General features: G+C 57.9%; 24 protein-coding genes. 13 read left to right on the forward strand and 11 right to left on the reverse strand.

The window, feature by feature from the left end:
• The coding region (locus ACYBHZ_RS17260) for a hypothetical protein (protein WP_460275543.1) at window positions 1-223 on the forward strand (223 nt) is incomplete at its 5' end.
• 128 nt (window positions 224-351) lie between these two features.
• On the opposite strand, the gene ACYBHZ_RS17265 is transcribed toward ACYBHZ_RS17260, so the two are convergent.
• From ACYBHZ_RS17265 to ACYBHZ_RS17275, 3 genes are all read right to left on the reverse strand, one after another.
• Entirely contained in the window at window positions 352-1,434 is a 1,083-nt protein-coding gene (locus ACYBHZ_RS17265; RefSeq protein ID WP_460275544.1) for a quaternary amine ABC transporter ATP-binding protein, read from the reverse strand.
• Window positions 1,427-2,317, reverse strand: a complete 891-nt coding sequence (locus ACYBHZ_RS17270; RefSeq protein WP_460275545.1) for an ABC transporter permease — start codon at window positions 2,315-2,317, stop codon at window positions 1,427-1,429. Before ACYBHZ_RS17270 ends, ACYBHZ_RS17265 begins: the two co-directional genes overlap by 8 nt.
• A gap of 75 nt (window positions 2,318-2,392) precedes the next feature.
• A complete protein-coding gene (locus tag ACYBHZ_RS17275) occupies window positions 2,393-3,406 on the reverse strand; it encodes a glycine betaine ABC transporter substrate-binding protein (protein WP_460275546.1) in 1,014 nt (337 codons plus the stop codon).
• 345 nt (window positions 3,407-3,751) lie between these two features.
• On the opposite strand from ACYBHZ_RS17275, the gene ACYBHZ_RS17280 reads away from it, so the two are divergent.
• The 3 genes from ACYBHZ_RS17280 (at window position 3,752) to ACYBHZ_RS17290 (ending at window position 7,505) form a co-directional block, all read left to right on the forward strand.
• Window positions 3,752-5,539 carry an ABC transporter transmembrane domain-containing protein gene (locus tag ACYBHZ_RS17280; RefSeq protein ID WP_460275547.1) on the forward strand — a complete coding sequence of 596 codons (1,788 nt, stop codon included), beginning with the start codon at window positions 3,752-3,754 and terminating at the stop codon, window positions 5,537-5,539.
• 74 nt (window positions 5,540-5,613) lie between these two features.
• Window positions 5,614-6,036, forward strand: a complete 423-nt coding sequence (gene lysM, locus ACYBHZ_RS17285; RefSeq protein WP_460275548.1) for a peptidoglycan-binding protein LysM — start codon at window positions 5,614-5,616, stop codon at window positions 6,034-6,036.
• Between the two features lie 119 nt (window positions 6,037-6,155).
• Window positions 6,156-7,505 carry a DUF2254 domain-containing protein gene (locus tag ACYBHZ_RS17290; RefSeq protein WP_460275549.1) on the forward strand — a complete coding sequence of 450 codons (1,350 nt, stop codon included), beginning with the start codon at window positions 6,156-6,158 and terminating at the stop codon, window positions 7,503-7,505.
• Here the strand turns inward: ACYBHZ_RS17290 and ACYBHZ_RS17295 are convergent.
• Entirely contained in the window at window positions 7,469-8,587 is a 1,119-nt protein-coding gene (locus tag ACYBHZ_RS17295; RefSeq protein WP_460275550.1) for a beta-ketoacyl-ACP synthase III, read from the reverse strand. The genes ACYBHZ_RS17290 and ACYBHZ_RS17295 overlap by 37 nt on opposite strands.
• Window positions 8,588-8,823: 236 nt before the next feature.
• Between ACYBHZ_RS17295 and ACYBHZ_RS17300 the strand changes: the two genes are divergently transcribed.
• Window positions 8,824-10,722 (forward strand): acyl-CoA synthetase, encoded by a 1,899-nt coding sequence (locus tag ACYBHZ_RS17300; protein ID WP_460275551.1) that lies wholly within the window; start codon window positions 8,824-8,826, stop codon window positions 10,720-10,722.
• Window positions 10,723-10,925: 203 nt separating this feature from the next.
• Entirely contained in the window at window positions 10,926-11,144 is a 219-nt protein-coding gene (locus ACYBHZ_RS17305; protein ID WP_460275552.1) for a hypothetical protein, read from the forward strand.
• Between the two features lie 24 nt (window positions 11,145-11,168).
• On the opposite strand, the gene ACYBHZ_RS17310 is transcribed toward ACYBHZ_RS17305, so the two are convergent.
• The 3 genes from ACYBHZ_RS17310 to groES all read right to left on the reverse strand — a co-directional run bounded on the left by ACYBHZ_RS17310 (window position 11,169) and on the right by groES (window position 13,841).
• A complete protein-coding gene (locus tag ACYBHZ_RS17310; RefSeq protein ID WP_460275553.1) occupies window positions 11,169-11,672 on the reverse strand; it encodes a GNAT family N-acetyltransferase in 504 nt (167 codons plus the stop codon).
• A 185-nt stretch (window positions 11,673-11,857) separates the two neighbouring features.
• Entirely contained in the window at window positions 11,858-13,504 is a 1,647-nt protein-coding gene (gene groL, locus ACYBHZ_RS17315; RefSeq protein WP_460275554.1) for a chaperonin GroEL, read from the reverse strand.
• Between the two features lie 49 nt (window positions 13,505-13,553).
• Window positions 13,554-13,841, reverse strand: coding sequence for a co-chaperone GroES (gene groES / locus ACYBHZ_RS17320; protein WP_167599722.1), 288 nt, complete (start codon window positions 13,839-13,841; stop codon window positions 13,554-13,556).
• A gap of 688 nt (window positions 13,842-14,529) precedes the next feature.
• On the opposite strand from groES, the gene ACYBHZ_RS17325 reads away from it, so the two are divergent.
• Both ACYBHZ_RS17325 and ACYBHZ_RS17330 read left to right on the forward strand, forming a co-directional pair.
• Window positions 14,530-15,072, forward strand: a complete 543-nt coding sequence (locus ACYBHZ_RS17325) for a helix-turn-helix domain-containing protein (protein WP_460275555.1) — start codon at window positions 14,530-14,532, stop codon at window positions 15,070-15,072.
• Window positions 15,056-15,667, forward strand: a complete 612-nt coding sequence (locus tag ACYBHZ_RS17330) for a DUF3800 domain-containing protein (RefSeq protein WP_460275556.1) — start codon at window positions 15,056-15,058, stop codon at window positions 15,665-15,667. Before ACYBHZ_RS17325 ends, ACYBHZ_RS17330 begins: the two co-directional genes overlap by 17 nt.
• Window positions 15,668-15,866: 199 nt before the next feature.
• Here the strand turns inward: ACYBHZ_RS17330 and ACYBHZ_RS17335 are convergent, their stop codons facing one another.
• The gene (locus tag ACYBHZ_RS17335; protein WP_460275557.1) at window positions 15,867-16,496 is read right to left on the reverse strand and encodes a DUF2161 domain-containing phosphodiesterase; all 630 of its coding nucleotides are present in this window, start codon (window positions 16,494-16,496) and stop codon (window positions 15,867-15,869) included.
• A gap of 105 nt (window positions 16,497-16,601) precedes the next feature.
• On the opposite strand from ACYBHZ_RS17335, the gene ACYBHZ_RS17340 reads away from it, so the two are divergent.
• From ACYBHZ_RS17340 to ACYBHZ_RS17355, 4 genes are all read left to right on the forward strand, one after another.
• A complete protein-coding gene (locus ACYBHZ_RS17340) occupies window positions 16,602-17,522 on the forward strand; it encodes a manganese-dependent inorganic pyrophosphatase (RefSeq protein WP_460275558.1) in 921 nt (306 codons plus the stop codon).
• 78 nt (window positions 17,523-17,600) lie between these two features.
• The gene (locus ACYBHZ_RS17345; protein ID WP_460275559.1) at window positions 17,601-18,080 is read left to right on the forward strand and encodes a GNAT family N-acetyltransferase; all 480 of its coding nucleotides are present in this window, start codon (window positions 17,601-17,603) and stop codon (window positions 18,078-18,080) included.
• Window positions 18,080-18,460: a hypothetical protein gene (locus tag ACYBHZ_RS17350; protein WP_460275560.1), complete on the forward strand. Its 381-nt coding sequence runs from the start codon at window positions 18,080-18,082 to the stop codon at window positions 18,458-18,460. The genes ACYBHZ_RS17345 and ACYBHZ_RS17350 overlap by 1 nt, the downstream gene beginning before the upstream one ends.
• An 80-nt stretch (window positions 18,461-18,540) precedes the next feature.
• Window positions 18,541-19,416: a TIGR01459 family HAD-type hydrolase gene (locus tag ACYBHZ_RS17355; protein WP_460275561.1), complete on the forward strand. Its 876-nt coding sequence runs from the start codon at window positions 18,541-18,543 to the stop codon at window positions 19,414-19,416.
• 91 nt (window positions 19,417-19,507) lie between these two features.
• Here the strand turns inward: ACYBHZ_RS17355 and ACYBHZ_RS17360 are convergent, their stop codons facing one another.
• Window positions 19,508-20,728, reverse strand: coding sequence for an aminotransferase-like domain-containing protein (locus tag ACYBHZ_RS17360; protein WP_460275562.1), 1,221 nt, complete (start codon window positions 20,726-20,728; stop codon window positions 19,508-19,510).
• Window positions 20,729-20,897: 169 nt separating this feature from the next.
• Between ACYBHZ_RS17360 and ACYBHZ_RS17365 the strand changes: the two genes are divergently transcribed.
• Complete coding sequence (locus tag ACYBHZ_RS17365) at window positions 20,898-23,063, forward strand: esterase-like activity of phytase family protein (RefSeq protein ID WP_460275563.1); 2,166 nt, start codon at window positions 20,898-20,900, stop codon at window positions 23,061-23,063.
• Window positions 23,064-23,185: 122 nt separating this feature from the next.
• Here the strand turns inward: ACYBHZ_RS17365 and ACYBHZ_RS17370 are convergent, their stop codons facing one another.
• Both ACYBHZ_RS17370 and ACYBHZ_RS17375 read right to left on the reverse strand, forming a co-directional pair.
• The gene (locus tag ACYBHZ_RS17370) at window positions 23,186-23,665 is read right to left on the reverse strand and encodes an Hsp20 family protein (protein WP_460275564.1); all 480 of its coding nucleotides are present in this window, start codon (window positions 23,663-23,665) and stop codon (window positions 23,186-23,188) included.
• Between the two features lie 147 nt (window positions 23,666-23,812).
• Window positions 23,813-24,613, reverse strand: coding sequence for a trypsin-like serine peptidase (locus tag ACYBHZ_RS17375; protein ID WP_460275565.1), 801 nt, complete (start codon window positions 24,611-24,613; stop codon window positions 23,813-23,815).
• Between the last annotated feature and the right edge of the window lie 21 nt (window positions 24,614-24,634).

Below are 24,634 nucleotides of genomic sequence, written 5' to 3' on the forward strand. Positions count from 1 at the left end.
TCAAAAAATCCGCGTCACACCCGAACTTTTTTCCAAGACCCCTTATTTTATTGGCATCGCAGCATGTTTTTTCTGCAAAACCAGATCACAGGTGGGCACCACAGCGCTGAAATTCAAGAAAATGACAGGCAAAGCGCAGGGGAATTGGCGATTCAGTTTGCGCTCGGGAGTGGAAAGTCACCCCTCTTTGCCCCGCATAACCTTTGCCCCGCATCACCTTTGACCTCTCTCAAAGGATGCGTGATTCACTCCAAAGCAGACATGGTAATCGGCACATGCCGCAGAACAGCGCCACACATGAAAAAGGGCGAGGTTTCCCCCGCCCTGTTCCGTTCTCCGTGGTATCACGCCTCAGGCGTAACGCACATCATCGTCGCTTTCGCTTTCAAGCGGCTTGAGCGCATTGATCGCATCATCGAGGGAGACGGCCCCGAGCGGTTCCCCCTTCACCGAGACCACGGGGCATTTGCGATCCGGGGCACGGGTCAGCTTGGGCAGGGCCTGCTCAATCGACATACCGCCCCTAAGGGTCGCCCCCTCCCCTGTCTCGCCTTTCCTGGCGATGGAGCGCAGACGCACGACCTTGGCGCGGTTGATGTCGCGAATGAAGTCGGTGATGTAATCGTCCGCTGGCTTCATGATAATGTCCTGCGGATCGCCCGACTGGACGATCTCCCCATCGCGCAGGATCGCAATCGAGTCGCCAATATTGAGCGCCTCATCGAGATCATGGGTGATGAAGATGATGGTCTTATGCAGTTCTTCCTGCAATTCGAGCAGAATCGACTGCATATCTGTCCGGATCAGGGGATCAAGCGCGGAGAAGGCTTCGTCCATCAGCAGGATATCCGCATCCGTCGCCAGAGCACGCGCAAGCCCCACACGCTGTTGCTGACCGCCGGAAAGCTGCGAGGGGTATTGATCCTCGAAGCCCGCGAGGCCGACACGGTCGAGCCATTTGCGCGCCCGGCCTTCGGCATCCTTGGCGGCGACGCCTTGGATTTCCAACCCGTACATCGCATTTTCAAGCACGGTCCGATGCGGCAGAAGGCCGAACTTCTGGAACACCATGGACATCTTGAAGCGCCGCAGATCGCGGAGCTGTTTGTCATCCATTGCCAGAACATCCTCCCCGTCGATCCAAATCTCGCCCGACGTTGGCTCGATCAGGCGGTTGAGGTGGCGGATCAGCGTCGACTTGCCCGAGCCGGACAGGCCCATGATCACCTGAATCCCCTTGGCAGGAATGTCGAGGTTGATGTTGTTGAGGCCCAGTGCGTGATTGTGCTGATCCATCAACTCGGGCTTGCTCATGCCGCCTTTGACATGTTCAAGCGCGCGGCTCGGGGTGTCTCCGAAGATTTTGTAGAGATTGCGGATGGAGACTTTCACATCCGCATTCGGCGCATCTGCGGTCTGCATTTGATCAGTCATGTCCGGTCTCCCGATAAGCTTGCAGGCGCTTGCCATAGGTCTGGCTGACGCGATCAAAAATGATCGCCAGCGCCACAATGGCGAGACCGTTCATCAGGCCCAGCGCCAGATATTGGTTGCCGATGGCCCGCAGCACCTGCGTGCCGAGACCTTTCACACCAATCATCGATGCAATCACCACCATGGAGAGCGCCATCATGATCGTCTGGTTCACCCCGGCGAAGATATTCGGCAAAGCGAGCGGGATCTGGACACCGAAGAGCTTTTCGCGCGCGGAAGCGCCAAAGGCATCGGCCGCTTCCATCACATCTTTATCGACGAGACGAATGCCAAGATTGGTCAGGCGCACGATGGGGGGGATGGCATAGATACACACGGCGATCAGGCCGGGCACTTTGCCGATGCCCAAAAGCATCACGACCGGGATGAGGTAGACGAAGGACGGGATCGTCTGCATCACGTCGAGGATCGGCGTCACGATGGATTGCGCCCGGTCCGAGCGCGACATGAGAATGCCAATCGGAATGCCCACGGCGACACAGACCAATGTGGCCACCGTAATCATGGCAAGCGTCGCCATCGTGTCTTCCCACATACCCATGAAACCGATGAGCAGAAGGGACAGCACGGCGCCGAGGGTGATTTTCCAGCTGCGCGCGCCGAGCCATGTGATGATCGCGATCACCAGAATGACAATCGGCCAAGGCGTGTTGGTCAGAACTTTCTCGAACCAGACGAGAAATTTGAGAAGGGGATTGAAGAAGGCCTCGATCGATTCGCCATAGGCGCGGGAAAAGGTTCGAAACCCTTCGTCGATCCCCTGCTTGAAAGCGGACAGATCGCGCCGTCCGAGAGAGGGGAATTCAGTGAGAAACTCCAGCAAGTTTTCACTCCTTTATATAGGGAAAAGGGCCCGCGAAGGTATCGCAGGCCCAAAATGATCATCGTTTTAAACGGATCAGAGCGCGTCCTTGACCTTTTCGGCGACCTCAGGTGTCACCCATTTGGTCCAGATGTCTTCATGCGTATCCAGGAACTCATAGGCCGCATCTTCGCCGATGGCCTGATTGTCCGTCATGTAGACGAGCATCTCGTTCATCACCTCACCCGGGAACACGCGGGATTTGAGATAGTCGAGCACGCCTTCCGGCGCGATCTCAGGCACGTCTGCGGTGACGACAGTCGAAACTTCGGACTTGGTCCAGCTCGACGGCTTCGGATCGACGCATTCATCCACGGATTTCACCATGCAGCCGTCCCAGTTCTCGGATCCGGCCCATTCGGCTTCGAACGGCAGCGAAACGAGTTTGTATTTGCCGATCACAGCGGTCGGGTTCCAGTAATAGCCGAACCAGTATTCATCTCGCTCGGAAGCTTTTGCAATCGCGCCTTCGAGACCTGCTGCAGAGCCCGGATCGACCAGCGTCCAGCCTTTGTCTTCCATATCGAACGCGCGGAACATGTTGACGTTCACTGGCTGACAGCCCCAACCCGCCGGGCAGCCCATGAAGGCGCCTTTGCTTTCGTCTTCCACGTAGGGGAAGAGTTCCGGGTGTTCGAGCACTTTCTCGACCGTATCGAGTTCCGGGTGATCTTTCGCGAATGCCGATGTCACCCACCAACCTTCGCCGAGACCGGTGATCGGGCCATCCAGCAGCTTGATCATCGTGCCTTCTTCAACCGCTTTGCCGAGCGGCTCACGCACCGCGTTGGTCCAAAGCTCAGGCGCAATCTGCGGCTCGCCTTTTTCGTTCATGGAGGCGAACAGCGTGTTGGTGCCGCCGTTGATCAGTTCGACATCGCAACCAAAACCTTCTTCAAGGATGATCGCGTCCACATTGGCCATCAGCTCACCCGAGGCCCAGTTGAACTCGGCAACCTTCAGACTGCCGCAGTCATCCGCCGCGAAAGCGCCGCCGGCGATGGTGCCCAAGGCCAGAACGCTGGCCGCAAATAGTTTATTGTTTTTCATAAGGGGGACTCCCGCTTACTTCGTGTGAGTTCTCCGGGTCTGGCGCATCAGCGCCATTTCGAACCGGTCACCACCCCGAATTGGGCGATTTCTCCGCGCTTGCCGTTCGCTGCCCATCAAAGAGCGCCTCGGCCTCGCCTAAACACAGGCCATGAGGCACGATCCGGCGGAGCGTGGCCATAAACCAACATATTGCGAGATGTGATGCAACCAAGTTCACGAATCCCGTCACGTCAGGGCCCAATCTACACAAAAATTTCACATCCCCCTGCGGGAGTTGCACGAACGGCGGTGGCGCACTATCAGTCATTCACCCCAATTGCTCTTTATATATAAGGACAGGACATGGCCGCCGACCGCACACTTACGGATGCCGCTGACCGCGAAAAGTCGAAACACATTGGCGCCCTCGGCGCGCTCTGGCCATTTATCCGTCCATACAAGGGGTTGATGTTCGCCGCGCTGGTCGCGCTTGTGCTCACCGCCTGTATCTCGCTGATCCTTCCAGTCGCCGTGCGCCGGGTCGTCGATGGCTTCCAGAACGCAGGCGTCATGTTGCTCGATAAGTATTTCGGTGCAGCACTGCTCATCGCCGGAGCTTTGGCCCTCGGCACCGGGATGCGCTATTACCTCGTGACCCGTCTGGGGGAGCGCGTGGTGGCCGACATCCGCAAATCCGTGTTCGACCGGATGATCCGCATGTCCCCGGCCTTCTATGAAAAGATCATGACCGGTGAGGTGCTTTCGCGCATCACCACCGACACAACACTGATCCTCTCAGTTATCGGCTCTTCGATCTCTGTCGCGCTCCGCAATGCGCTGATCATGATCGGCGGTCTCGTCCTCATGCTCTTCACCTCGGCAAAACTCACCGGGCTTGTCCTCTTGATCGTGCCCGTCGTGATTGTGCCGATCGTGGTGCTTGGCCGCCGCCTGCGCAAACTGTCGCGCGAGAACCAGGAATGGATCGCCTCCTCTTCGGGCACCGCTTCCGAGGCGCTTCTCTCCGCCCAGACCGTGCAAGCTTTCACTGGTGAGAGACAGCAAACCGAACGCTTCGATACCGTCACAGAAAAAAGCTTCGCCTCCGCGCACACGCGGATCAAGACCCGCGCCGTGATGACTGTGATCGTCATCGCGCTGATCTTCTCCGGCGTGGTCGGCGTGCTGTGGATCGGCGCGCGCGACGTGCGCACCGGGTCGATGACCATCGGTGAATTGGTCCAGTTCGTGATCTACGCCATCATGGTCGCAGGCGCGTCCGGTGCATTGTCGGAAATCTGGGGCGAGTTGCAGCGGGCCGCCGGCGCGACCGAACGTCTGGTCGAACTGTTGTCTTCGGAAGATCCGGTTGAAGACCCGGCTGAACCGAAGCCTTACCCCTTGCCCGCAAAAGGCGCGATCTCCTTCGAAGATGTGCGCTTCTTCTACCCGTCCCGCCCGACATCTCCGGCGCTCGATGGCGTCTCCTTTGACGTGAAGCCGGGTGAGACCGTGGCTCTTGTCGGGCCCTCCGGCGCAGGCAAGTCGACCATCATCCAATTGCTTCAGCGGTTCTACGATCCGCAAGCAGGGGTCATTTCCATCGACGGCATGCCAATCTCCGACATGGCCCGCGCCGACTTCCGCCGTCATATCGCGCTGGTGCCGCAAGACCCGGTGATCTTCGCCGCCTCCGCCGCCGACAACATCCGCTTCGGTCGCCCCGATGCGCCGATGGAGGAGGTGATTGCCGCCGCCAAAGCTGCCGCTGCCGATGAATTCCTCTCGAAACTGCCGGAAGGCTACGAGTCATATGTGGGCGAGCGCGGCATCATGCTCTCGGGCGGGCAAAAGCAACGCGTGGCCATCGCCCGCGCCATCCTGCGCGATGCGCCGATCCTGCTGTTGGACGAGGCGACCTCTGCCCTCGACTCTGAATCCGAACGCGCCGTGCAAGCTGCCGTCGAAGACATGGCCCGCACCCGCACCACCCTGATCATCGCGCACCGTCTGGCCACGGTGAAAAAAGCCGACCGTATTCTTGTGTTCGAAGAAGGCAAGATCGTCGCAACAGGCACGCATGATACGCTGATCGCCGAAGATGGGCTCTATGCCCGGCTTGCCAAGCTGCAATTCACAAACGGGGAGTAACGCGGGAAATTCCCGTTTTCTTCTCGTCATATTAGGTCGATAGTCTATCTCAAACCCAAGACAGGAGATGAGAGATGGGACTGTTCAGCTTCGTGAAAGACGCCGGCAAAAAAGTGTTCGGCAAGAAAGAAGAAACCACCGATGCCGATGCCATTCTGGCCGAAATCAAAGCTCTCGGACTTGAGGCCGAAGGCGTGGACGTGGCGGTGGACGGTGACAAGGTCGTGATCGGCGGCACTGTTTCCGACCAGACCACCAAAGAAAAGATCATCATGGCCGCAGGCAACGTCGAAGGCGTGGCGAGTGTCGAAGACACGCTCGAAGGCGCCGATCCGGTGTTCCATGAGGTCAAGAAAGGCGACACGCTTTGGGGGATTTCCAAAGATGCACTCGGCAATGGCAGTCGCTACATGGAGATTTTCGAGGCCAACAAGCCGATGCTCTCTGATCCCGACAAGATCTATCCGGGCCAGATGCTGATCATTCCGCAAGACTGATCTAAAGCAAATCCATTACGGACCGAAGAACAGAGGCGCTCCATGCACTGGGGCGCCTCTTTGTCTGCGCGCTATGGGCGCAAGGATATCGGCTTGAACCGCCGCGCGGATAGGCCATCATGGAGACAATCACACAGGTCAAACTAACACACAGGCTCGAAGGCGCATCGATGTTCGACATTCTGAGAAAACCCGTGCTGTTCTTCCGGCGCTACTATCATGCCCTCTGGCTCAGAGTGACACTTTACGCCCTTCTGTCTCTGGTGGTCTCGCTCATCACGCTGGTTCTGCGTCGCTTCATGCCCGCGGAGCTGACGCAGCTCATCGACACCGCTGCCGTGATGCCGGTCCTGACCATTCTCGCGTCCTCAATGCTGGCGGTTTCGACCTTCACCCTGAACGTGATGGTCAGCGCGCATACCTCGGCGGCCAATACCGCCACGCCCCGCATCCATCGCCTGTTGCTTCAGGACACGACAACCCAATCGGTCCTCTCCGCCTTCATCGGCGCATTCATCTTTGCGCTCAGTTCTATCATCCTGTTCCGCACGCATCTCTATGGCGATGACGAAGCGATCACCGTCATGGCGATCACTATTCTGGTCGTCGCGGTGATCATCATCGCCATGTTGCGCTGGATCGAGCATCTGAGCCAGCTTGGCAGTCTCGACAACAGTCTCGACATCGCCGAACACGAGGCCCGCCGCAGCCTGACCGCGCTGCGCAAACGCCCGGCACTTGGCGCAAACCTTCTGACCCCGGACACGGTCTTGCCCGAAGAGACGCAGCCCCTGCGCGCTCCGAAAACCGGCTATATCCAGTTCATCGACACCTCTGCGCTTAACGGATGCGCGGGGGAGCACGGGTTGATCTACATCCTGCACCGCCCCGGTCACTTCGTTCTTGAGGGCACCGTTCTGGCGCAAACCTCTGGGTTGGCTCAGAGCGTGGATGAAGACACGATGGCCCGCGCCTTCGTCATCGGCAAAACCCGCACCCATGAGGTAGATGCGGAGTTCAGCCTCACCACCCTGTCGGAGATTTCCTCGAAAGCACTTTCGCCCGGCGTCAACGACCCCGGCACGGCGGTCGATACGATCACGCGCATGACCGCGCTGTTTTGGGACGCAGCGCAGGTCTCCGCGACATCGTCCGTGCGGGCGCATCGCGTATTTTGCCCGCCGCCCTCCGCGCAAAACTTGATCGACGCAGCCTTTGCCGCCACTGCCCGTGACGGGGCCGGTCAGATCGAAGTCACGCGCACATTGCGGCGGTGTCTTTTGTCTTTGACGAAAGTCCCTGACGACGACATTGCGCAAGCGGCGTCGAACATGGCGGAACGGGCCTTGAGCTATGCCCAAAATGCCCTTCCGCTTGAAAGCGAGAAACAAGAGTTGGCCGCGATCCCGCCGCTGGACCAGCCCGTCTCAGATCAGATTTTCTCGACCACCACAGAGCCGACCGAGTAACCCGCCCCGAAGGAACAGATCAGCCCGAGGTCCCCTGCGGCCATGCCATCATTGTGCTGCGCGAAGGCAATGATGGACCCGGCCGACGAGGTGTTGGCATAATCCTGAAGAATGTTCGGCTGCTCCTCCGGGGACGGTTCGCGGCCCAGAACTTTCTTGCCGATATAGTCGTTCATCGACTTGTTCGCCTGATGCAGCCAAAGGCGCTTAAGCGCTGTCGGATCTTGCCCCTCTTCCTCCATATGCTGCGCGATATGTTTCGACACCAACGGCAGCACCTCTTTGAACACCTTACGCCCGTTCTGCATGAACTGCATGTCGCGGCGATCTTCCATCTGGTCATGCGCCCGGCGCAGATAGCCGTTGTTGTTGCGGATGTTGTTGGAAAACTGTGTGGCGCAGCGGGTCGAGAGCACTTTGAACTGCGGCGCGCTCGCCACATCCGAGGCTTCCAGCAGCACAGCAGTCGCAACATCCCCGAAGATGAAATGGCAATCCCGGTCGCGCCATTCGAGATGGCCTGAGGTAATCTCCGGGCAAAGCACCAAGGCGCGTTTGATCGACCCTGCGCGGATCATATCCGCAGCCGTTTGAAGGCCGAAAGTCGCAGAAGAACAGGCGACATTCATGTCAAAGGCAAAGCCGCCCGCCCCCAGAAGGTCTTGGATTTCCACCGCCATTGCCGGATAGGCGCGCTCCATGTTGGAGGCCGCGCAGAGGATCAGCTCAATATCTGCCGCCTCCACGCCGCCCATCGCAAGCGCCTGTTTCGCAGCATCAATCGCCATCTCCGCCATGATCGACGGTTCCTCGTCGGCGCGCGGCGCATAGCGCGGGCACATGCGGGTCGGATCAAGGACGCCCTCTTTCTCCATAACGTAACGCTGCTCAATGCCGGAGGCGGCGAAAATGAACTCTGAAGAGGAATAAGACTTCGCCTCAAGCGTACCCGCTGCGATCTCGTCGGCGTGCTCCGCGTTGTAAAGATCAACATAAGCGTTGAACGATGCGACCAACTCATCGTTGGAAATGGCATATGGAGGGGTAAAAACACCCGTTCCGCTGATCACAACCTCTTTCATCGCACCGCTCCTTCGAGATATTCAGAGTGGGCGCACCCTAGTCAGGACCGAAGGCTTCGTCCACAGTTCCCGACCGGGCGATCGAATTCTGACGTGGCGTCCAAGAGGGAAATTCACCCTATGACGCTGCGTTTCACGCGCCTCTGGCGCTCTTGCACGAGTGGGGCTTTGCCCCCATCATGACGCCGAGGAGACGCAGCGACCAAGATAAGGCACTGCGAATAAGGGAGGAATGGATGCCATCCGATTTCAGCTCGCTTAAGGCGCGCAACGCAATCGATGCGGAGATGTCGTGGGAAGACCGCGATGTGCCGGTTACGATTTACGAACGACTGACGAAAACCGCGAAAGCTTTTGGCGAGCGCCCGGCCTTTTCCTATCAGATCACCTCGGGCCCCAAGGACAAAGCCGAAACCCTGACCTGGTCCGAGACACTCACCAAGACCACGCAGGCCGCCAACATGTTCCGCGCCCTTGGCGTGCATGAGACGGATGTCGTTGCCTATATCATGCCGAACGCGAACGAGACGGTTGTGACCTTCCTCGGCGGCATGGTCGCGGGGATCGTGAACCCGATCAATCCGCTTTTGGAACCCGAGCAAATCGCCGCCATTCTGCGCGAGACCAACGCCAAAGTCGTGGTGACGCTAAAAAGCTTCCCGAAAACCGACGTGGCCCAGAAGGTCGCCGAAGCCGTGCGTCACGCGCCGAATGTGAACACGGTGCTCGAAGTTGATCTGCTGCACTATCTGACGCCGCCGAAAAAGTGGATCGTGCCTTTCATTCGCCCCAAAAACGATGATGCTCGCGCGCACCACGCCGACATGCTCGATTTCAACACGGAGCTGGCGAAACACCCCGGCGACAAGCTGACGTTCGAGGACATTCGCGAAGACCGCGTTGCCGCGTACTTCCACACCGGCGGCACCACCGGCATGCCGAAGGTCGCGCAGCATAAATATTCCGGCATGATCTACAACGGCTGGCTCGGTTCGCGACTGCTGTTCACCGAACGGGACAACATCATGTGTCCGCTGCCGCTGTTTCACGTTTTCGCCTGTCAGGTGATCGTGATGAGCCAGCTCGCCTCCGGTGCCCATGGTGTCTATCCGACCCCTGCGGGCTATCGTGGCGAGGGCGTGTTCGACAATTTCTGGAAACTCTGCGAGCGCTGGAAAATCTCCTTCGTCATCACCGTGCCGACCGCAGTCTCGGTCCTGATGCAGCGCCCGGTGGATGCCGATATTTCCTCCGTCCGCATGGCCTTCTCCGGCTCCGCGCCGCTGCCCGTCGAACTTTACAAACGCTTTGAACAAGCCGCAGGCGTCGAGATCGTCGAGGGCTACGGGCTGACCGAGGCCACCTGTCTCGTCTCCGTGAACCCTGTGGGCGGGCCAAAGAAAATCGGCTCCGTCGGCATTCCCTTCCCGCACACGGATGTCAAAATCCTGCGCCACACGCCCGAAGGTCCGGTCGAATGCGCCGTGGACGAGGTGGGAGAGATTTGCATCGACAGCCCCGGTGTCTTCCCCGGCTCGACCTACACCGAAAAGGACAAGAACCACGACCTGTTCCACCATGACGTCTATCTGCGCACTGGTGATCTGGGGCGCATCGATGCCGATGGCTATGTCTGGATCACCGGACGCGCCAAGGATCTGATCATCCGGGGCGGTCACAACATCGACCCCGCCGAAATCGAAGAGGCGCTCGCCGGTCACGAAGCCGTCGCCATGGCCGGCGCCATCGGTCAACCCGATGCCCATGCGGGCGAGCTGCCCTGTGTCTATGTCGAGCTTGTCGAGGGGGCCGATGTCACCCCGGAGCAGCTGATGGACTATGCCAAGGTGCACATCCACGAACGCGCCGCGATCCCGAAACATGTCGAGATCATGGACGAGCTGCCGAAGACCGCTGTGGGCAAGGTGTTCAAACCGGACCTGCGCAAACGGGCGATCACCCGGATTTATGACGCTGCACTGGAAAGCGAAGGGCTCACCGCCCGCGTTGTCGAAGTGATCGACGATAAAAAACGCGGGCTTGTTGCCCGTATTAATCCCACAGCGAAAGACGAGGCCGACAAGCTGTCTCATGTGTTGGGGCGGTTCACCAATCCTTGGGAATGGGCCGAGTAACCGTCAGCCTTCAAATAAATTGAAATTCTCCGGCGGAGTTTGACAGGGTTTTGCTGAAAACAGCTCCCTCCCTCCGCCGGAATTAAGAAATTTTCAACCTTTGGTACGCCATGGTTGTTCCAGGAGTTTTCACGGACATAGCACATAGCGCACATGCGCCTTCATATCGGCTCCTTCATATCAGCTTAGGGAAGGACGCCTCTATGATCGTCGGACTGCTTATTTTCTCATTCGTGACCGCAACACTGATGACGACAGCCAGTCTGACTCTGGGCCTATCGTTCTGGCTGAGCGCATTCACCTTCGCAGTCAGTGGCACATTGGCTTTTCTTACCCTAGCGGCAATCTCTTACCGCATTCAAATGATGAAACGCGCTAAAGAGCGCAAGACGTCGCACAAAGACAAGCCCTCACATGCCTGAGCCGCACGGAAAATCCGCTCCGGCTCAGACCAGATTATCCTCACTCAGATGCATATAAGCATCCGGATAAATCAGTGTTTCATCCGACAGCCCCGTACCCGGAGCAATCGGATAAAGAAGCGTATGTTCCTGCATCATGTCCGTTTTGAGCCGTGACGCGGCGAGTTTTGAAAAGCCAAATCGGGAAAAATAGCCCTTGTCGCCAATAACGATCACCGCTTTCGCGCCTTCACGCTTGGCATGATTCATACCCCGCACGACAAGCTCACGCCCCATACCGCGTTTATGATGGATAGGAGAAACGGCAAGGACCGACAAAACCCACCAATCCTTTGGCAAATTCATTTGAGCGTAGCTGATATAGCCCAAAATTTTATCATGCTCATCGTAGGCCACGTGCTCCATCGCCATCGCCTGTTCTTTTCGCAACTCTTTGGCAAAGCGATACATATCCGGCCCACCGAAAGTCGTGTCCAACAGAATGGACAAAGGAAGTTCATCATCTTCTGTCAGAGCGCGTAGTTTCATTTCGAGCCTCACAACCAATTTGTGTTTCAATCTTGTGGGTACCAAAAGCGCTTAGCAAGCAAGTCATCCCAAGAGAACCAGCCTCACCACTGCTTTGTCTCCCAGCTACATTTTATCAAAGCGAAGGGTCACAAAAAAAAGGCTGCCCGAAGGCAGCCTTTTCTAATCATATCGCAGGGCGCGATTTACATCATGCCGCCCATGCCACCCATGCCGCCCATGTCGGGCATGCCGCCGGCCGGAGCGCCGTCTTTCGACGGTTTGTCGGCGACCATGGCTTCGGTGGTGATCAGCAGACCAGCGATGCTCGCCGCGTCTTCCAGAGCGGTGCGGGTCACTTTGGCCGGGTCGATCACGCCGAATTTGAACATGTCGCCATATTCTTCGGTTTGCGCGTTGAAGCCGAATGCCGTGTCCGTGGATTCGCGGACTTTACCAGCCACGACAGCACCGTCGACACCCGCGTTTTCAGCGATCTGACGCAGCGGCGCTTCGATGGCTTTCTTCACGATGTGAATGCCGGCATCTTGGTCAGCGTTGGCGCCTTTGAGGCCTTCGAGACCTTTGCCAGCCTGAACCAGAGCGACACCGCCGCCCACAACGATGCCTTCTTGAACGGCAGCGCGGGTTGCGTTGAGAGCATCGTCCACACGGTCTTTGCGCTCTTTCACTTCGACTTCGGTCAGACCGCCAACGCGGATGACAGCGACACCGCCAGCGAGTTTGGCAACGCGCTCTTGCAGTTTTTCACGGTCGTAATCCGAGGTGGTTTCTTCGATCTGGGTGCGGATCTGAGCCACGCGAGCTTCGATCTCAGCTTTGTTGCCAGCGCCGTCAACGATGGTGGTCTCGTCTTTGGTGATCGCGATTTTCTTGGCGGAGCCGAGCATGTCCATGGTGACGTTTTCGAGCTTCATGCCGAGGTCTTCGGAGATCACCTGACCGCCGGTGAGGATCGCGATGTCTTGCAGCATGGCTTTACGGCGATCGCCGAAGCCCGGTGCTTTGACAGCAGCAATTTTCAGGCCGCCGCGCAGTTTGTTGACCACGAGGGTCGCCAGCGCTTCGCCTTCCACGTCCTCAGCGATGATGAGGAGCGGTTTCTGGGACTGGATGACTTGCTCGAGGAGCGGAACCATCGGCTGCAGCGAGGAGAGTTTTTTCTCGTGCAGAAGCACGATGCAGTCTTCCAGCTCGGCAACCATTTTGTCCGGGTTGGTGACGAAGTACGGGGACAGGTAGCCACGGTCGAACTGCATGCCTTCGACGACGGTGGTCTCGGTATCCATGCCTTTGTTCTCTTCGACGGTGATCACGCCGTCGTTGCCGACTTTCTGCATCGCGTCAGCGATTTGCTGGCCGATTTCAGCTTCACCGTTGGCGGAGATGGTGCCAACCTGAGCAACTTCGTCAGAGTCTGCGACCGGGCGAGCGGAGGCTTTGATCGCTTCAACGACTTTGGCAGTCGCGAGGTCGATGCCGCGCTTCAGGTCCATCGGGTTCAGGCCAGCGGCAACTTGCTTCAGGCCTTCTTTGATGATCGCTTGAGCGAGAACGGTCGCGGTGGTGGTGCCGTCACCGGCTTCGTCGTTGGTGCGGGAAGCGACTTCCTTCACCATCTGCGCACCCATGTTTTCGAACTTGTCTTCGAGCTCGATCTCTTTGGCAACAGACACACCGTCTTTGGTGATGCGCGGGGCGCCGAAGGATTTGTCGAGAACCACGTTGCGGCCTTTCGGGCCGAGGGTCACTTTCACAGCATCGGCGAGGACGTTCACGCCTTTGAGCATGCGGTTGCGTGCGTCGACGTCAAACTTGACTTCTTTAGCCATTGTTCACTCCGTAAATTGGATTTGTAGTGGGTCGGTCTCAGGCAATCGCTCAGGCGATGATACCGAGAATGTCCGACTCTTTCATGATGAGAAGCTCTTTGCCGTCCACGGTGATTTCCGTGCCGGACCATTTGCCAAAGAGAACGATATCACCTTCTTTGACGGAGGGTGCGATCAGCTCGCCGCTGTCTTTGCGAGCGCCTTCGCCCACAGCAACGACTTTGCCTTCGGCGGGCTTTTCTTTTGCGCTATCGGGAATGATGAGACCACCAGCGGTCTTTTCTTCGCTCTCAACACGTTCGACCACAACGCGGTCGTGCAGCGGTTTGAATGCCATCTTCGAGGCTCCTTCGCTCAAAGTTTCCAGTTCATCCACCCTCTTAGAGGGCGGGGGTAAATCAATCGTTATCACTCACCCCAGGAGAGTGACAACGACGCATAGTTAGGAAGGAGGTGGGAGTGAGTCAACAGGGGAGAGGGGGAAAAATTTGAGCCGGTGTGGCGGGGGAATGTCGGACAACGCGGGTAGAAAGAGGTAATTCTCTTCATCAGCTCGGAACGGCAGCAAAGAGGCCAGATCACACCCTTGTCGTTTTGCAACGACTGTCTGGCCTTGATGGCCTTTCACAAGTTTCGAGATCATGGCTTCTATTCAATATGCTTTTCCCGAAGGCGTTTTACAAACATTCAATGGCGCCCTGATTTCTGGCAAGAATTCAGCAGAGAATTTAAATTTTAGATACCGGTCAAAGGCATCGACATTGACCCCGGACAAACGAGCGGCTACAGGTCAATCTACGTATAAGGTACATATTTTTAGCGAAAATCTCGAGTTTTCGTTGAACGAAAATCCACCCTACCTTATGGTGTATTTTCATACTGACCTCTGTAAGAATTGGTAACACCTAATCAGCATGATTTAGGCAGCGTGACACCCTGTAGCGGAATACCGGAAGACGGGTGGGGTGGAAAGTACACCATGCGAACGCTCCGCCGACATATTCACAAGTTTGGCCGGTCTCCGTATGTCGAGTGTGAAAGGAGGCCTGATATGGCACAGACGACAGAAAAAACACGGACCGTGCGAAAGCGGAAACCGCATCCACAGAAAAAAATCTTCGACCACGATGATCTTCGGCGAAAAAGTTCTTTCGCATGGCTACACGGGATTGCCCAACATTCTTGTAAGGGGGCAGTCGCGACTTGGCATCACGACTACGCAATTCAACATCATTGCGCAGCTACTAAGCTACTACATAGATGCTGATCGGCCTCCATTTCCTTCGAAGAAGGAGCTGGCAACGCGAATGGGGATTACGCCACAGACTCTACGGATCAACATCAAGGCCCTTGAGGACAGAGGGTACGCAACCCGCGAACAGCGCATCACGTCCTTTGGCGACTATGGTTCAAACACGTACCGCCTAGATGGCCTCATCAAAAAGCTCAAGGAACTCGAACCAGATTTCGAGCGGGAAAGACAAGAAAGAAAGCAAGCGAAGGAGCTGACGGAAACGCCAAACGCTCGCCTGCGAAAGAAGGGCGGAGCGGATGGCGGGACTCAATAAGCGTATCCTATGCTTCGTTGACGAGTGCGGGACGGCTGGCGACGAAAGGTTTGCCTTGGGCTGCGTGATGGCTTGGGCGCGCGACTGTGGTCGCGCAGACAAAGCGTTCAGCGACATTCTCGAAGCCAATGCAGGTGAGGTACATGCAGTTAAGAGACAGAAGGAAAGCCTACAAAGCATGCTTGGCCTCTACGCGCAGACTGACCATCCTGATATGGTAATGCTCAATCGACTTGGGACAATAACAACTGGCACTCGTCCTGCGGTATATGCAGCCAACGTTGTTGAGACAGTCAAGGTGGCTGTTGGCCAGTTCCGGACTCTTCATAAGATCGGCGGGAATGGCATAAAGAATGTTGAACTGATTATGGATCGAAACCACCACAACACTGATGCAGAGTGCTTGGCGGCTCTTGAACATGCACGTCAGACCGACGGACGTTTCAGAGCCGTGGACACTATCGTCCAGATCGACTCGGCAGCTTCGAGACTTTTGCAGCTTGCTGATGTAGTCGCCTATTCTCGAATGTGGATTCACAATGACGAAGAGAACGCAAAAGGACTCCACAACAACTATGGTATTCAGGTCCTCTGAATCGAAAAAACCGTCCATGCGGACGGTCTTTAAGAGCGGCTGGCAACCGTGCCCTTTGGAGCCCGGGTCACCGCAGCGCCTACACTGCACACGGCATTACAGGTCGCTCCGACTCTCGTCGGTGATAGGTATGTAGCACTAGTGGAGCAGAATATCAACCACACCCAGTACTATGGCAAGGTACTTAGTTAACGGGTTTTTACCCCAACACCCCATAAATCCCCAGCCCAACCTTCTCAAACCACCCATAATGATTGTCCCGCATCATCCGGGTGGCATTCTTCACCCCCGTAGCCTTCGCCACCTCCGCGCCCTTCGACGGCCCGTACTTCAACAAATACGCCCGGCATTTCTCCGCATCTTGACGATAGGCGGTCACCCGTCCCCCCGCAGGCGTACCACCCAAATTCGGATCTCCTTCCCGGCGCTCAAATTCGGTCAACAGCTTCCCCGCCTTCGCCTTGTTCTTGCGCGGAACAAACGGGCGCGGCTCGTGGTGCACCTGCACCGAACCCTCCGCCACATTCACCGAAATCACCCCAAGCCCCAGCCGTTTGCACAGCCCGATGTTGCCCTTGAACATCCGCCACCCTGCCTTGCCCTTCCACCGGGGCACGGCAAGGTAGACGTGATCGGTGAGCGCCTGCCGCGCGACGCCCTGTTGCAGGAGTTGTAGGGTAAAGCCGGTTTTGAGCTCGATGATCACCGTCTCCTCGCCCCGAACCGCCACCACATCCGCGTCGCGCACCTCGGCTTTGACGACATATCCGAGCCCTTCGAAATGGGCTTTGACGGGGGCATAAAGATCGGTTTCGCGGATCGCACTCATGGCTCTGTGATACAGGTAAGCCGTGAGCGCTCGCAAGGCGTGACAAGCCACGCCGCACTGCCTATAAGGCCGTTAAAACGACCATTCGCGAAGGACTGACCCCGCATGACCACGCTTGTTTTCGGCCACAAATCCCCCGACACCGATTCCACCGGCTCCCCGCTCATCTGGGCGTGGTACCTCAACGAAGTGAAAGGCGTCGACGCCAAAGCCGTCCTGCTGGGCGAGCCGAACACCGAAGCCGCTTTCGTGGTCGAGAAATGGGGTTTCGACAAACCCGAGATCATTTCCGAAGTGGCCGAGGGCCAAGACGTTGTCATCGTCGACACCAACAACCCGGCCGAGCTGCCGGAGGCGATCAACGACGCCAACGTGACCGCGATCATCGACCACCACAAACTGGTGGGCGGTCTGGAAACCAAAGGTCCGATCGACATCACCATCCGTCCGCTCGCCTGTACCGCGACCATCATGTACGACCTGATGGGCGATGACGCCGACAAGATGCCCGACAACATCAAAGGTGCGATGCTCTCCTGCATCCTGTCCGACACGCTGGAATTCCGTTCGCCGACCACCACCGACGTGGACAAGGCGCTGGCCGAGAAACTGGCCTCCGAGCTGAACATCAACCTCAGCCAGTATGCGTCTGAGATGTTCGAAGCCAAATCCGACATTTCCGCCTTCTCCGACGCCGAGCTGATCCGCATGGACAGCAAAGAATACGAAGTCGAAGGCACCAAGTTCCGCGTCTCCGTTCTGGAAACCACCGCGCCGAAACTGGTTCTCGACCGTCAGGCCTCCATCATGGAAAGCTTCAAGACCGTCGAAGCCGAAGATGGTGTCGATCAGGTTCTGCTCTTCGTCGTGGACATCCTCAATGAGGAAGCCACCTTCTTTGTGCCGAACGATCTGTGCAAAACCGTGGCCGAAAAATCCTTCGGCGCGACCGTGACCGGCGACTCTGTGGTGTTGCCGGGCATCATGTCTCGCAAAAAACAAATCATCCCGAACCTCAAACTCTGAGCCATTCGGATGTGATGACGATATATAAGGGGCGCAGCACTGCGCCCCTTTTTCTTTGACCCTGATGCGGAAGACACCATGTTCAAATCCCCTGATTTCATGCGCGAAATGAAACGCGGCGAAGAAGCTGCCGTGACCGAGCTTTTGAACGCCGCTTTCGGTCAGAAGGACGAGGCACAGCTTGTGGATGCCCTGCGCAAATCGCGCAGCATCGCCGGGGAAATGGTCCTGCCGATGTCGGGTGAGGTGATCGGCTATGCCGCGCTCTCGAAAATGGTGTCGCCGAAAGGCTGGCTCTGCCTCGCGCCCGTCGCGATCCGGCCGGACCTGCAAGGGCGCGGTTTCGGGCGTCGGCTTGTCGGGATGATCACACAATGGGCCGAGATGTCAGGTCAGAGCCTTGTCGTGCTCGGAGAGCCGGACTTCTACACCCGCTGCGGCTTCCAACTGATCGGGGACGGTTTCTCCTCCCCCTACCCGCTCACACATACGTTGACGGCGGGGCCTTCGAAAGCCAAGGTGAAGGAACTGATCTATCCCAAAGCCTTCGGTGCCTGATGCCATCATTCCCGCTTTTGTCCCGGATCACTGCCGGAATTTGCCTGGCCCTCGCCGTTGCGATTTTCGTAGCGCCTTCTCTGTTCTTCTGGCTGTTTCATCTTGAACCTTCGCTATCCGGCGCCGTGATGGCCCGCCGCGCGGCTGTTCTGTTTCTCGCCCCCGGTCTGATGCTCTGGGGGCTTAAAGACATCGCGCGTTCGGATTTGGCCCGAAGTGCCATCGCCCGCGCCATGGCAGTCACGATGCTGGCGCTTGTGCTTTTAGGGCTGAGCGAATTTGTTCTCGGCCGCGTCGGGCCGGGTATCGCGCTCGCCGTTGTGACAGAAGCGGTTCTGTTCTGGCTCTGGTATGGTCTCATGAAAGACCCGCAGCGCTGATCGCCCCATTTGCCCCATTCACCCTGTCCATTCCCGTACGCTCGCGTTAACAAAGGGCGACGAAACACTGTGAGGCCGTGATGACCCGCCTGATCCGAGAGCTGTCCGAAATTTCCAACGAATACGACGCCCTGTTCGTCGATCTCTGGGGCTGTATGCACAACGGTGTCAAAGCCTTCCCAGAGGCGGTGGCAGCGATGCAGAAGTACCGGGCGGGCGGCGGTAAGGTCGTTCTGGTCACCAACTCGCCGCGCCCCTGGCGCTCCGTCGCGGATCAAATCGAAGAGTTTGGCGTTCCGAAAGATGCCTATGACGCCATTGCGACCTCTGGCGATTCTGCCCGCATGGCGATGTATCTCGGCGTGGTTGGTGAGAAAATTCACCACATTGGCGACGTGTTCAAAGACGACTTCATGCAGCCGATGGACATCGTCACCGACGAAGCGGTCACGATCACCGAAGTTCCCTTGGAAGAGGCCGATGGCATCGTCTGTTCCGGCCCGGAAGACCCGCTGGCCGATCCGGAGATTTACCGTCCGCAATTTATGTACGCCAAGCAGAAGGGCATGAAGCTCCTCTGCGCCAACCCCGATATTGTCGTGGATCGTGGCGAGGTTCGGGAATGGTGCGCGGGCGCGCTCGCGGCGCTTTATACGGAAATGGGCGGTGAGAGCCTCTATTTCGGCAAACCGCATCCGCCGATCTATGATCTGGCCCGCCGTCGTCTCGCGCAGATCGCAGCGATTGATGACGACCGTATCCTCTGCATCGGCGACGGTATCGGCACGGATGTGATGGGCGCGATTGGCGAAGGGCTTGATGTGCTCTTTATCACCGGCGGCCTCGCGGCACAGGAATTCGGCCCAGACCCGGTGAACCCGGACCCGATGCGCCTCAAGCATTGGCTCTCGGAACAGAACCTCGCCCCGACGGCGGCGATTTCTTTCCTGCGCTAAACACGCGCTTCAGACATCAAAAAAGGCGTCGGATTTCTCCGGCGCCTTTTTCATTCACAATCCTGTCTGGCTCACACCTGGCCTGTCTGGCTCACATCTGAGCGCGGATCACATTGCCAAGACGGGCGATGCCCTCTTCGATCTTGGCCGCAGCCGACATCGAGAAGTTGAGACGCAGCGTGTTGGTGTTCGAGCCGTCAGCATAGAAGGCCCCACCCGGCACGAAGGCGACTTTCGCGTCCAGCGCTTTTTCCAGAAGCGCCGCGCCGTCCATACCTTTCGGCAGGGTGACCCAAACGAACATCCCACCTTCCGGCTTCGTCCATTCGACACCCTCAGGCATATGCCGTTCCATCGAGGCCAGCATCGCATTCAAACGCACGCCGTAAACTTCGCGCAGCTTCGCGACATGCGAATCGAACACGCCGCGCGCCACCTCATTGACCGCGATCTGGTTGATCGTTGCGGTTTGAAGATCGGCGGCCTGTTTGGTCAGAACCATCTGCTGAATGACCGGTTTCGCGGCGACAGCCCAACCAACGCGCAGCCCCGGCGCCAGTGTTTTGGAGAAAGAACCGAGATAGATCGTGCGGCAGTCTTCGATGGAGCCTTTCTGCTCAATCTCAAGCGCCAGCATCGGCTTCACGTCTTCGCCTTCGTACCGCAACTCCTGATAGGCCGCGTCCTCGATCACGGCGCAACCGATTGCTTCGGCGCGCTTGAGAACGGTCAGACGCTGGTCTTCGGTCAGAGTCACGCCTGTGGGGTTGGCGAAATCGGACGAGAGGTAAACGAACTTCACCTCTCCGCCAGCGGCTTCCGCATCAGCGGTGATATCTTCGACCGGGCGGTTGGCCTGCGGATCGAACCGGTCATAGCGCGGCTCATAGGCGTTGAACGCCCCAAGCGCGCCCATATAGGTCGGCCAGGCCACAAGAGCCGTATCATTCGGGTCGAGGAACAGCTTGCCGAGATAATCCAGTGCCTGCTGCGACCCCGCCGTGATCAGAATGTTGTCGCGGGTACATGTGACACCGTGACGGCCCATGTAATCGACGATCCAGTCACGCAGCGGCGTGTAGCCTTCGGAGGTGGAATACTGAAGCGCCACGCCCGCCGCCTGCTCGCTCGTCGCTTTTACCATCGCGTCGGCGAAAGCCTCGCGCGGGAAATAGGCCGGATCAGGAATGCCGCCCGCGAAAGAAATGATGTCCGGTTGATCCAGCAGTTTCAGAAGCTCGCGGATCTCGGAGGCCTTCATTTTTTGGGTGCGTTTGGCAAACAGCGTGTTCAAACTGGGCGACAGACTCATTTTTCTTCTCCATTCAGGGCACCCATCTCGCGCTTTCGCGGCATTAAGTCAACACCGCTGACTTTACACTCAAAGCACAGCCCCCTTTACAAAAATGATACAAAACCATCATTCAGACGACATTTCCTTTCGTCACACCGCGCGCACGTGTAATGACGAGGGACTCCAAATGAAAAAGCACCTGCTGCTGGCCGCCTCTGCGCTCGCGATCACCGCGACCGGAGCCTCCGCCGAAATGAATTTCAACCGCATCGCCTCTTTCGCCACCCCGGACAACATGGCCGAGGGCGAAGACAAGGCGCGCGAAACCTCCGCCGAGATCATCGCCGCCTCGGAAGATGGCATGACGCTGATCTACACCGATAGCCCGCTGGGCGTTGTCGGCCTGATCGACATCACCGATCCGAAAAATCCGAAACCGCTTGGCAACATCGAAATGCCGGGCGAGCCGACCTCCGTCGCCGTCATCGGCAACACGGCCTTCGTGGCGGTGAACACCTCCGAGGATTACATCAACACTTCCGGCCAGATGGTCGAAGTGAATCTCGACACCCATGAGGTCGTGGAAAGCTGTGCCCTCGAAGGCCAGCCCGACTCCATCGCCCTGTCGAAAGACGGCGGCTTCCTGTCCATCGCGATCGAGAACGAGCGCGACGAAGACCTCGGCGACGGCCGCACCGGCCAGATGCCCGCAGGCTTCCTGACAATGATCCAAATCGCAGACGGCAAAGCCGATTGCGCCACGACCAAAAACGTCGACATGACCGATCTCGCCGAGATTTCCCCGGAAGATCCGGAACCGGAATTCGTGGATGTGAACAGCCTCGGCGAAACCGTCATCACAATGCAGGAAAACAACCACATCGCCATCGTGAATAAGGACGGCGAGTTGATTGCGCACTTCCCCGCTGGCACCGTGGACCTGACCGAGATCGACGCCAAAGATGAGCGCGGCGCGCTGATCTTCACCGATGAACAACTGAGCCGCAAACGCGAACCCGATGCTGTGAAATGGATCGACGACAACCATTTCGCCATTGCCAACGAAGGCGATATGGACGGCGGTTCGCGCGGTTGGACGATCTTCTCAAAAGACGGCACGGTCGTCTATGAGAGCGGCAACACCTTCGAACATGCTCTGATCCAGATCGGTCATTATCCGGACAAACGCTCCGACGCCAAAGGCGTTGAGCCGGAAAGCATCGAGACCGCCACATTCGGCGACACGCCTTATGTCTTCGTCGGCTCCGAGCGCGGTTCTGCCGTCGGCGTTTACAACGTTACCGATCCGGCCGCTCCGGTTCTGGAGCAGGTTCTCCCCTCGGGTATCGGGCCGGAAGGCTATGTCGCCATCCCGGAACGCAACCTCTTGGTCTCCGCCAATGAGAGCGACCTGATCGAAGACGGCGGCGTACGCGCGCATGTCATGATCTTCGAACGGGCGGAAGGCGACGCACAATACCCGACGCTGACCTCCGCAGGTGCGGACGAGCTGATCGGTTGGGGCGCCATCTCCGGCATGGTCGCCGATGAAGACGGCATGATCTACGCCGTGAACGACAGCTTTTACGGCTATCAACCCACCATCTTCACCATTGATCCGTCCTCGAAACCAGCCCGCATCACCAAAGCTCTCCGTGTTGTGCGCGCCAATGGCGATGCCGCGCAGAAACTCGACATGGAAGGCATCACGCTCGATGGCGTGGGTGGCTTCTGGGCCGCTTCCGAGGGCCGCACGGATCGCGTCATCGCGCACGCGCTTTACCATGTGAACGCCAAAGGCATGATCAAACAGGAAGTCGGCCTTCCCGCCGAGCTTCTGAACAACGAGAAACGCTTTGGTTTCGAGGGCATCACAAAAGTCGGTGACACGCTCTGGATGGCGGTTCAGCGTGAATGGGCGGACGATCCGAAGAACACCGTGAAGCTCGTCGCCTATAACATTGAGACCGGCGAGTGGGGCGCGGTGCGCTATGAGAAAGCCGAGCCGGACACCGGTTGGGTTGGTCTGTCCGAGATCGTTGCGCATGGCGATTACTTCTACGTGATCGAGCGCGACAACCAGATCGGCGCCAATGCGAAGATCAAGAAAATCTACCGCATCCCGGCTTCCGAAATGGTCCCGGCCCCGCTGGGTGGCGATCTTCCGGTTGTGTCCAAAGAAGAGGTCCGCGACCTGATCCCGGATCTTGCCTCTTACAACGGCTATATCGTCGACAAGGTCGAAGGCCTTGCGATCACCAAAGATGGCGAGATGTTCGTCTCCACCGACAACGATGGCGTGGACGACAGCTCCGGCGAGACCTTCTTCTGGTCCATCGGCACCGTCGAATAAGCCAAGCTCACCAGACAAAGAAACGCCCGCCAAACCGGCGGGCGTTTTGCTTTCCGAAAGGGGCTCAGGACTTCTTTTGTCCCGAAATATCCCGGGGTGCGGGGCAGAGCCCCCCGAGAAGCTTAGACCTCGGTGGTCCGTTCGCTTTCGATCACCTTGGTTTCGACCGTGTTCGGCCCGGCAATCTCGATCCGGCGCGGTTTGAGGGCTTCGGGCACTTCGCGTTTCAGATCGATATGGAGCATGCCGTTTTCATGGCTCGCGCCCATGACCTTCACATGTTCGGCCAGCGTGAAGCGGCGCTCGAAAGCGCGGGTCGCAATGCCGCGGTGGAGATAGGTCTTGCCTTTTTCTTCTTCGCTTTCGGCTTTGCGGGCAGACACGACCAGAGCGTTTTCACGCTGCTCGATAGCAATGTCTTCGGTCGAAAAACCGGCGACGGCGAGCGAAATGCGCCAGGCGTCCTCAGCGGTTTTCTCGATGTTATAGGGCGGGTAGCTGGGTTGGCTGACCTCTTGGGTCAAAACCCGGTCCATCATGTCGGCGATTTGGTCGAAGCCGACGGTGGCGCGGTAAAGCGGTGCAAGATCAAAGTTGCGCATGGGTATCCTCCATTGAGCGATTCCAAAATGTGAGCCTTCCGACGGTCGGACAGGCGAGGCGTCGAACCCTATTCAGGCATCCGACATCAGGAATCTGGGTATGGAGAAAGACGGTTTCAAGAGGGCCGCACTACGCGTCTCCGACGGTTACTGCCGCAAAGCCCCAACGGAATATTCGGTATTGATGAGATCGGGTTTCGCCCCGGCATCGACTTTCTGGAAATGATCCCGCCCCGTCGCCGCCATATCCAACAACTCGGCCAAAGCCCCATCCAGAGAAGTGCCGACGGACACCCGCTCGCCATGGAGTTTGGCCTTGGCAGAGATCACAGACACGATACGCGGCGTGCCGTCCGACATGTCAAATATGGGCGCGCCGGAAGACCCGAAATCGACTTCGCAAGAGGTCACGAGCACCCCGCCTTGGCGCGCCATCACATGACAGAGTTCCTGCAATGACGGGCTTTCCGCACGATCATGGGCATAGGACACGACACCGACGGCCTGCCCTTTGTCCGGACGGACCGAGACGGGAAACGGATGCACTGAGGTGTTGCGCACGGGGCGGGCGAGTTCGACCAGCGCCACATCATTAACCAGCCGGTCATGCAAATCACCGCTATCGAGCGCAAAATCCGGGTGGACATAGATTGCCTTGGCGTTGCGATAGGCCTGCGCCTGCCCGTTGCGCCAACCGGCCTTGAAGCTCACGTCTGAGGGACGATGACGGGTCTTGGTCGTCGCGTCGAACATGCAATGCGCCGCCGTCAAAACGAGGCGGTCGGAGATCAGCGTTCCGGTACAAAAACTGCGCCCAGCGAAATCCAGCCGCCCGACCGCTTCCCATCCCCGGCTGTCATCTAGGGTGCGAAAGGTCTTGAGCGCGCTGTCCGCCTGCGCCATCCCGCCCATCAGGGTCAGGAACACGATCGTCAGTAGCTTCTTCATCTCCGCCTCATCAGCCCCGTT

The sequence above is a fragment of the Celeribacter sp. ULVN23_4 genome (assembly GCF_054788345.1).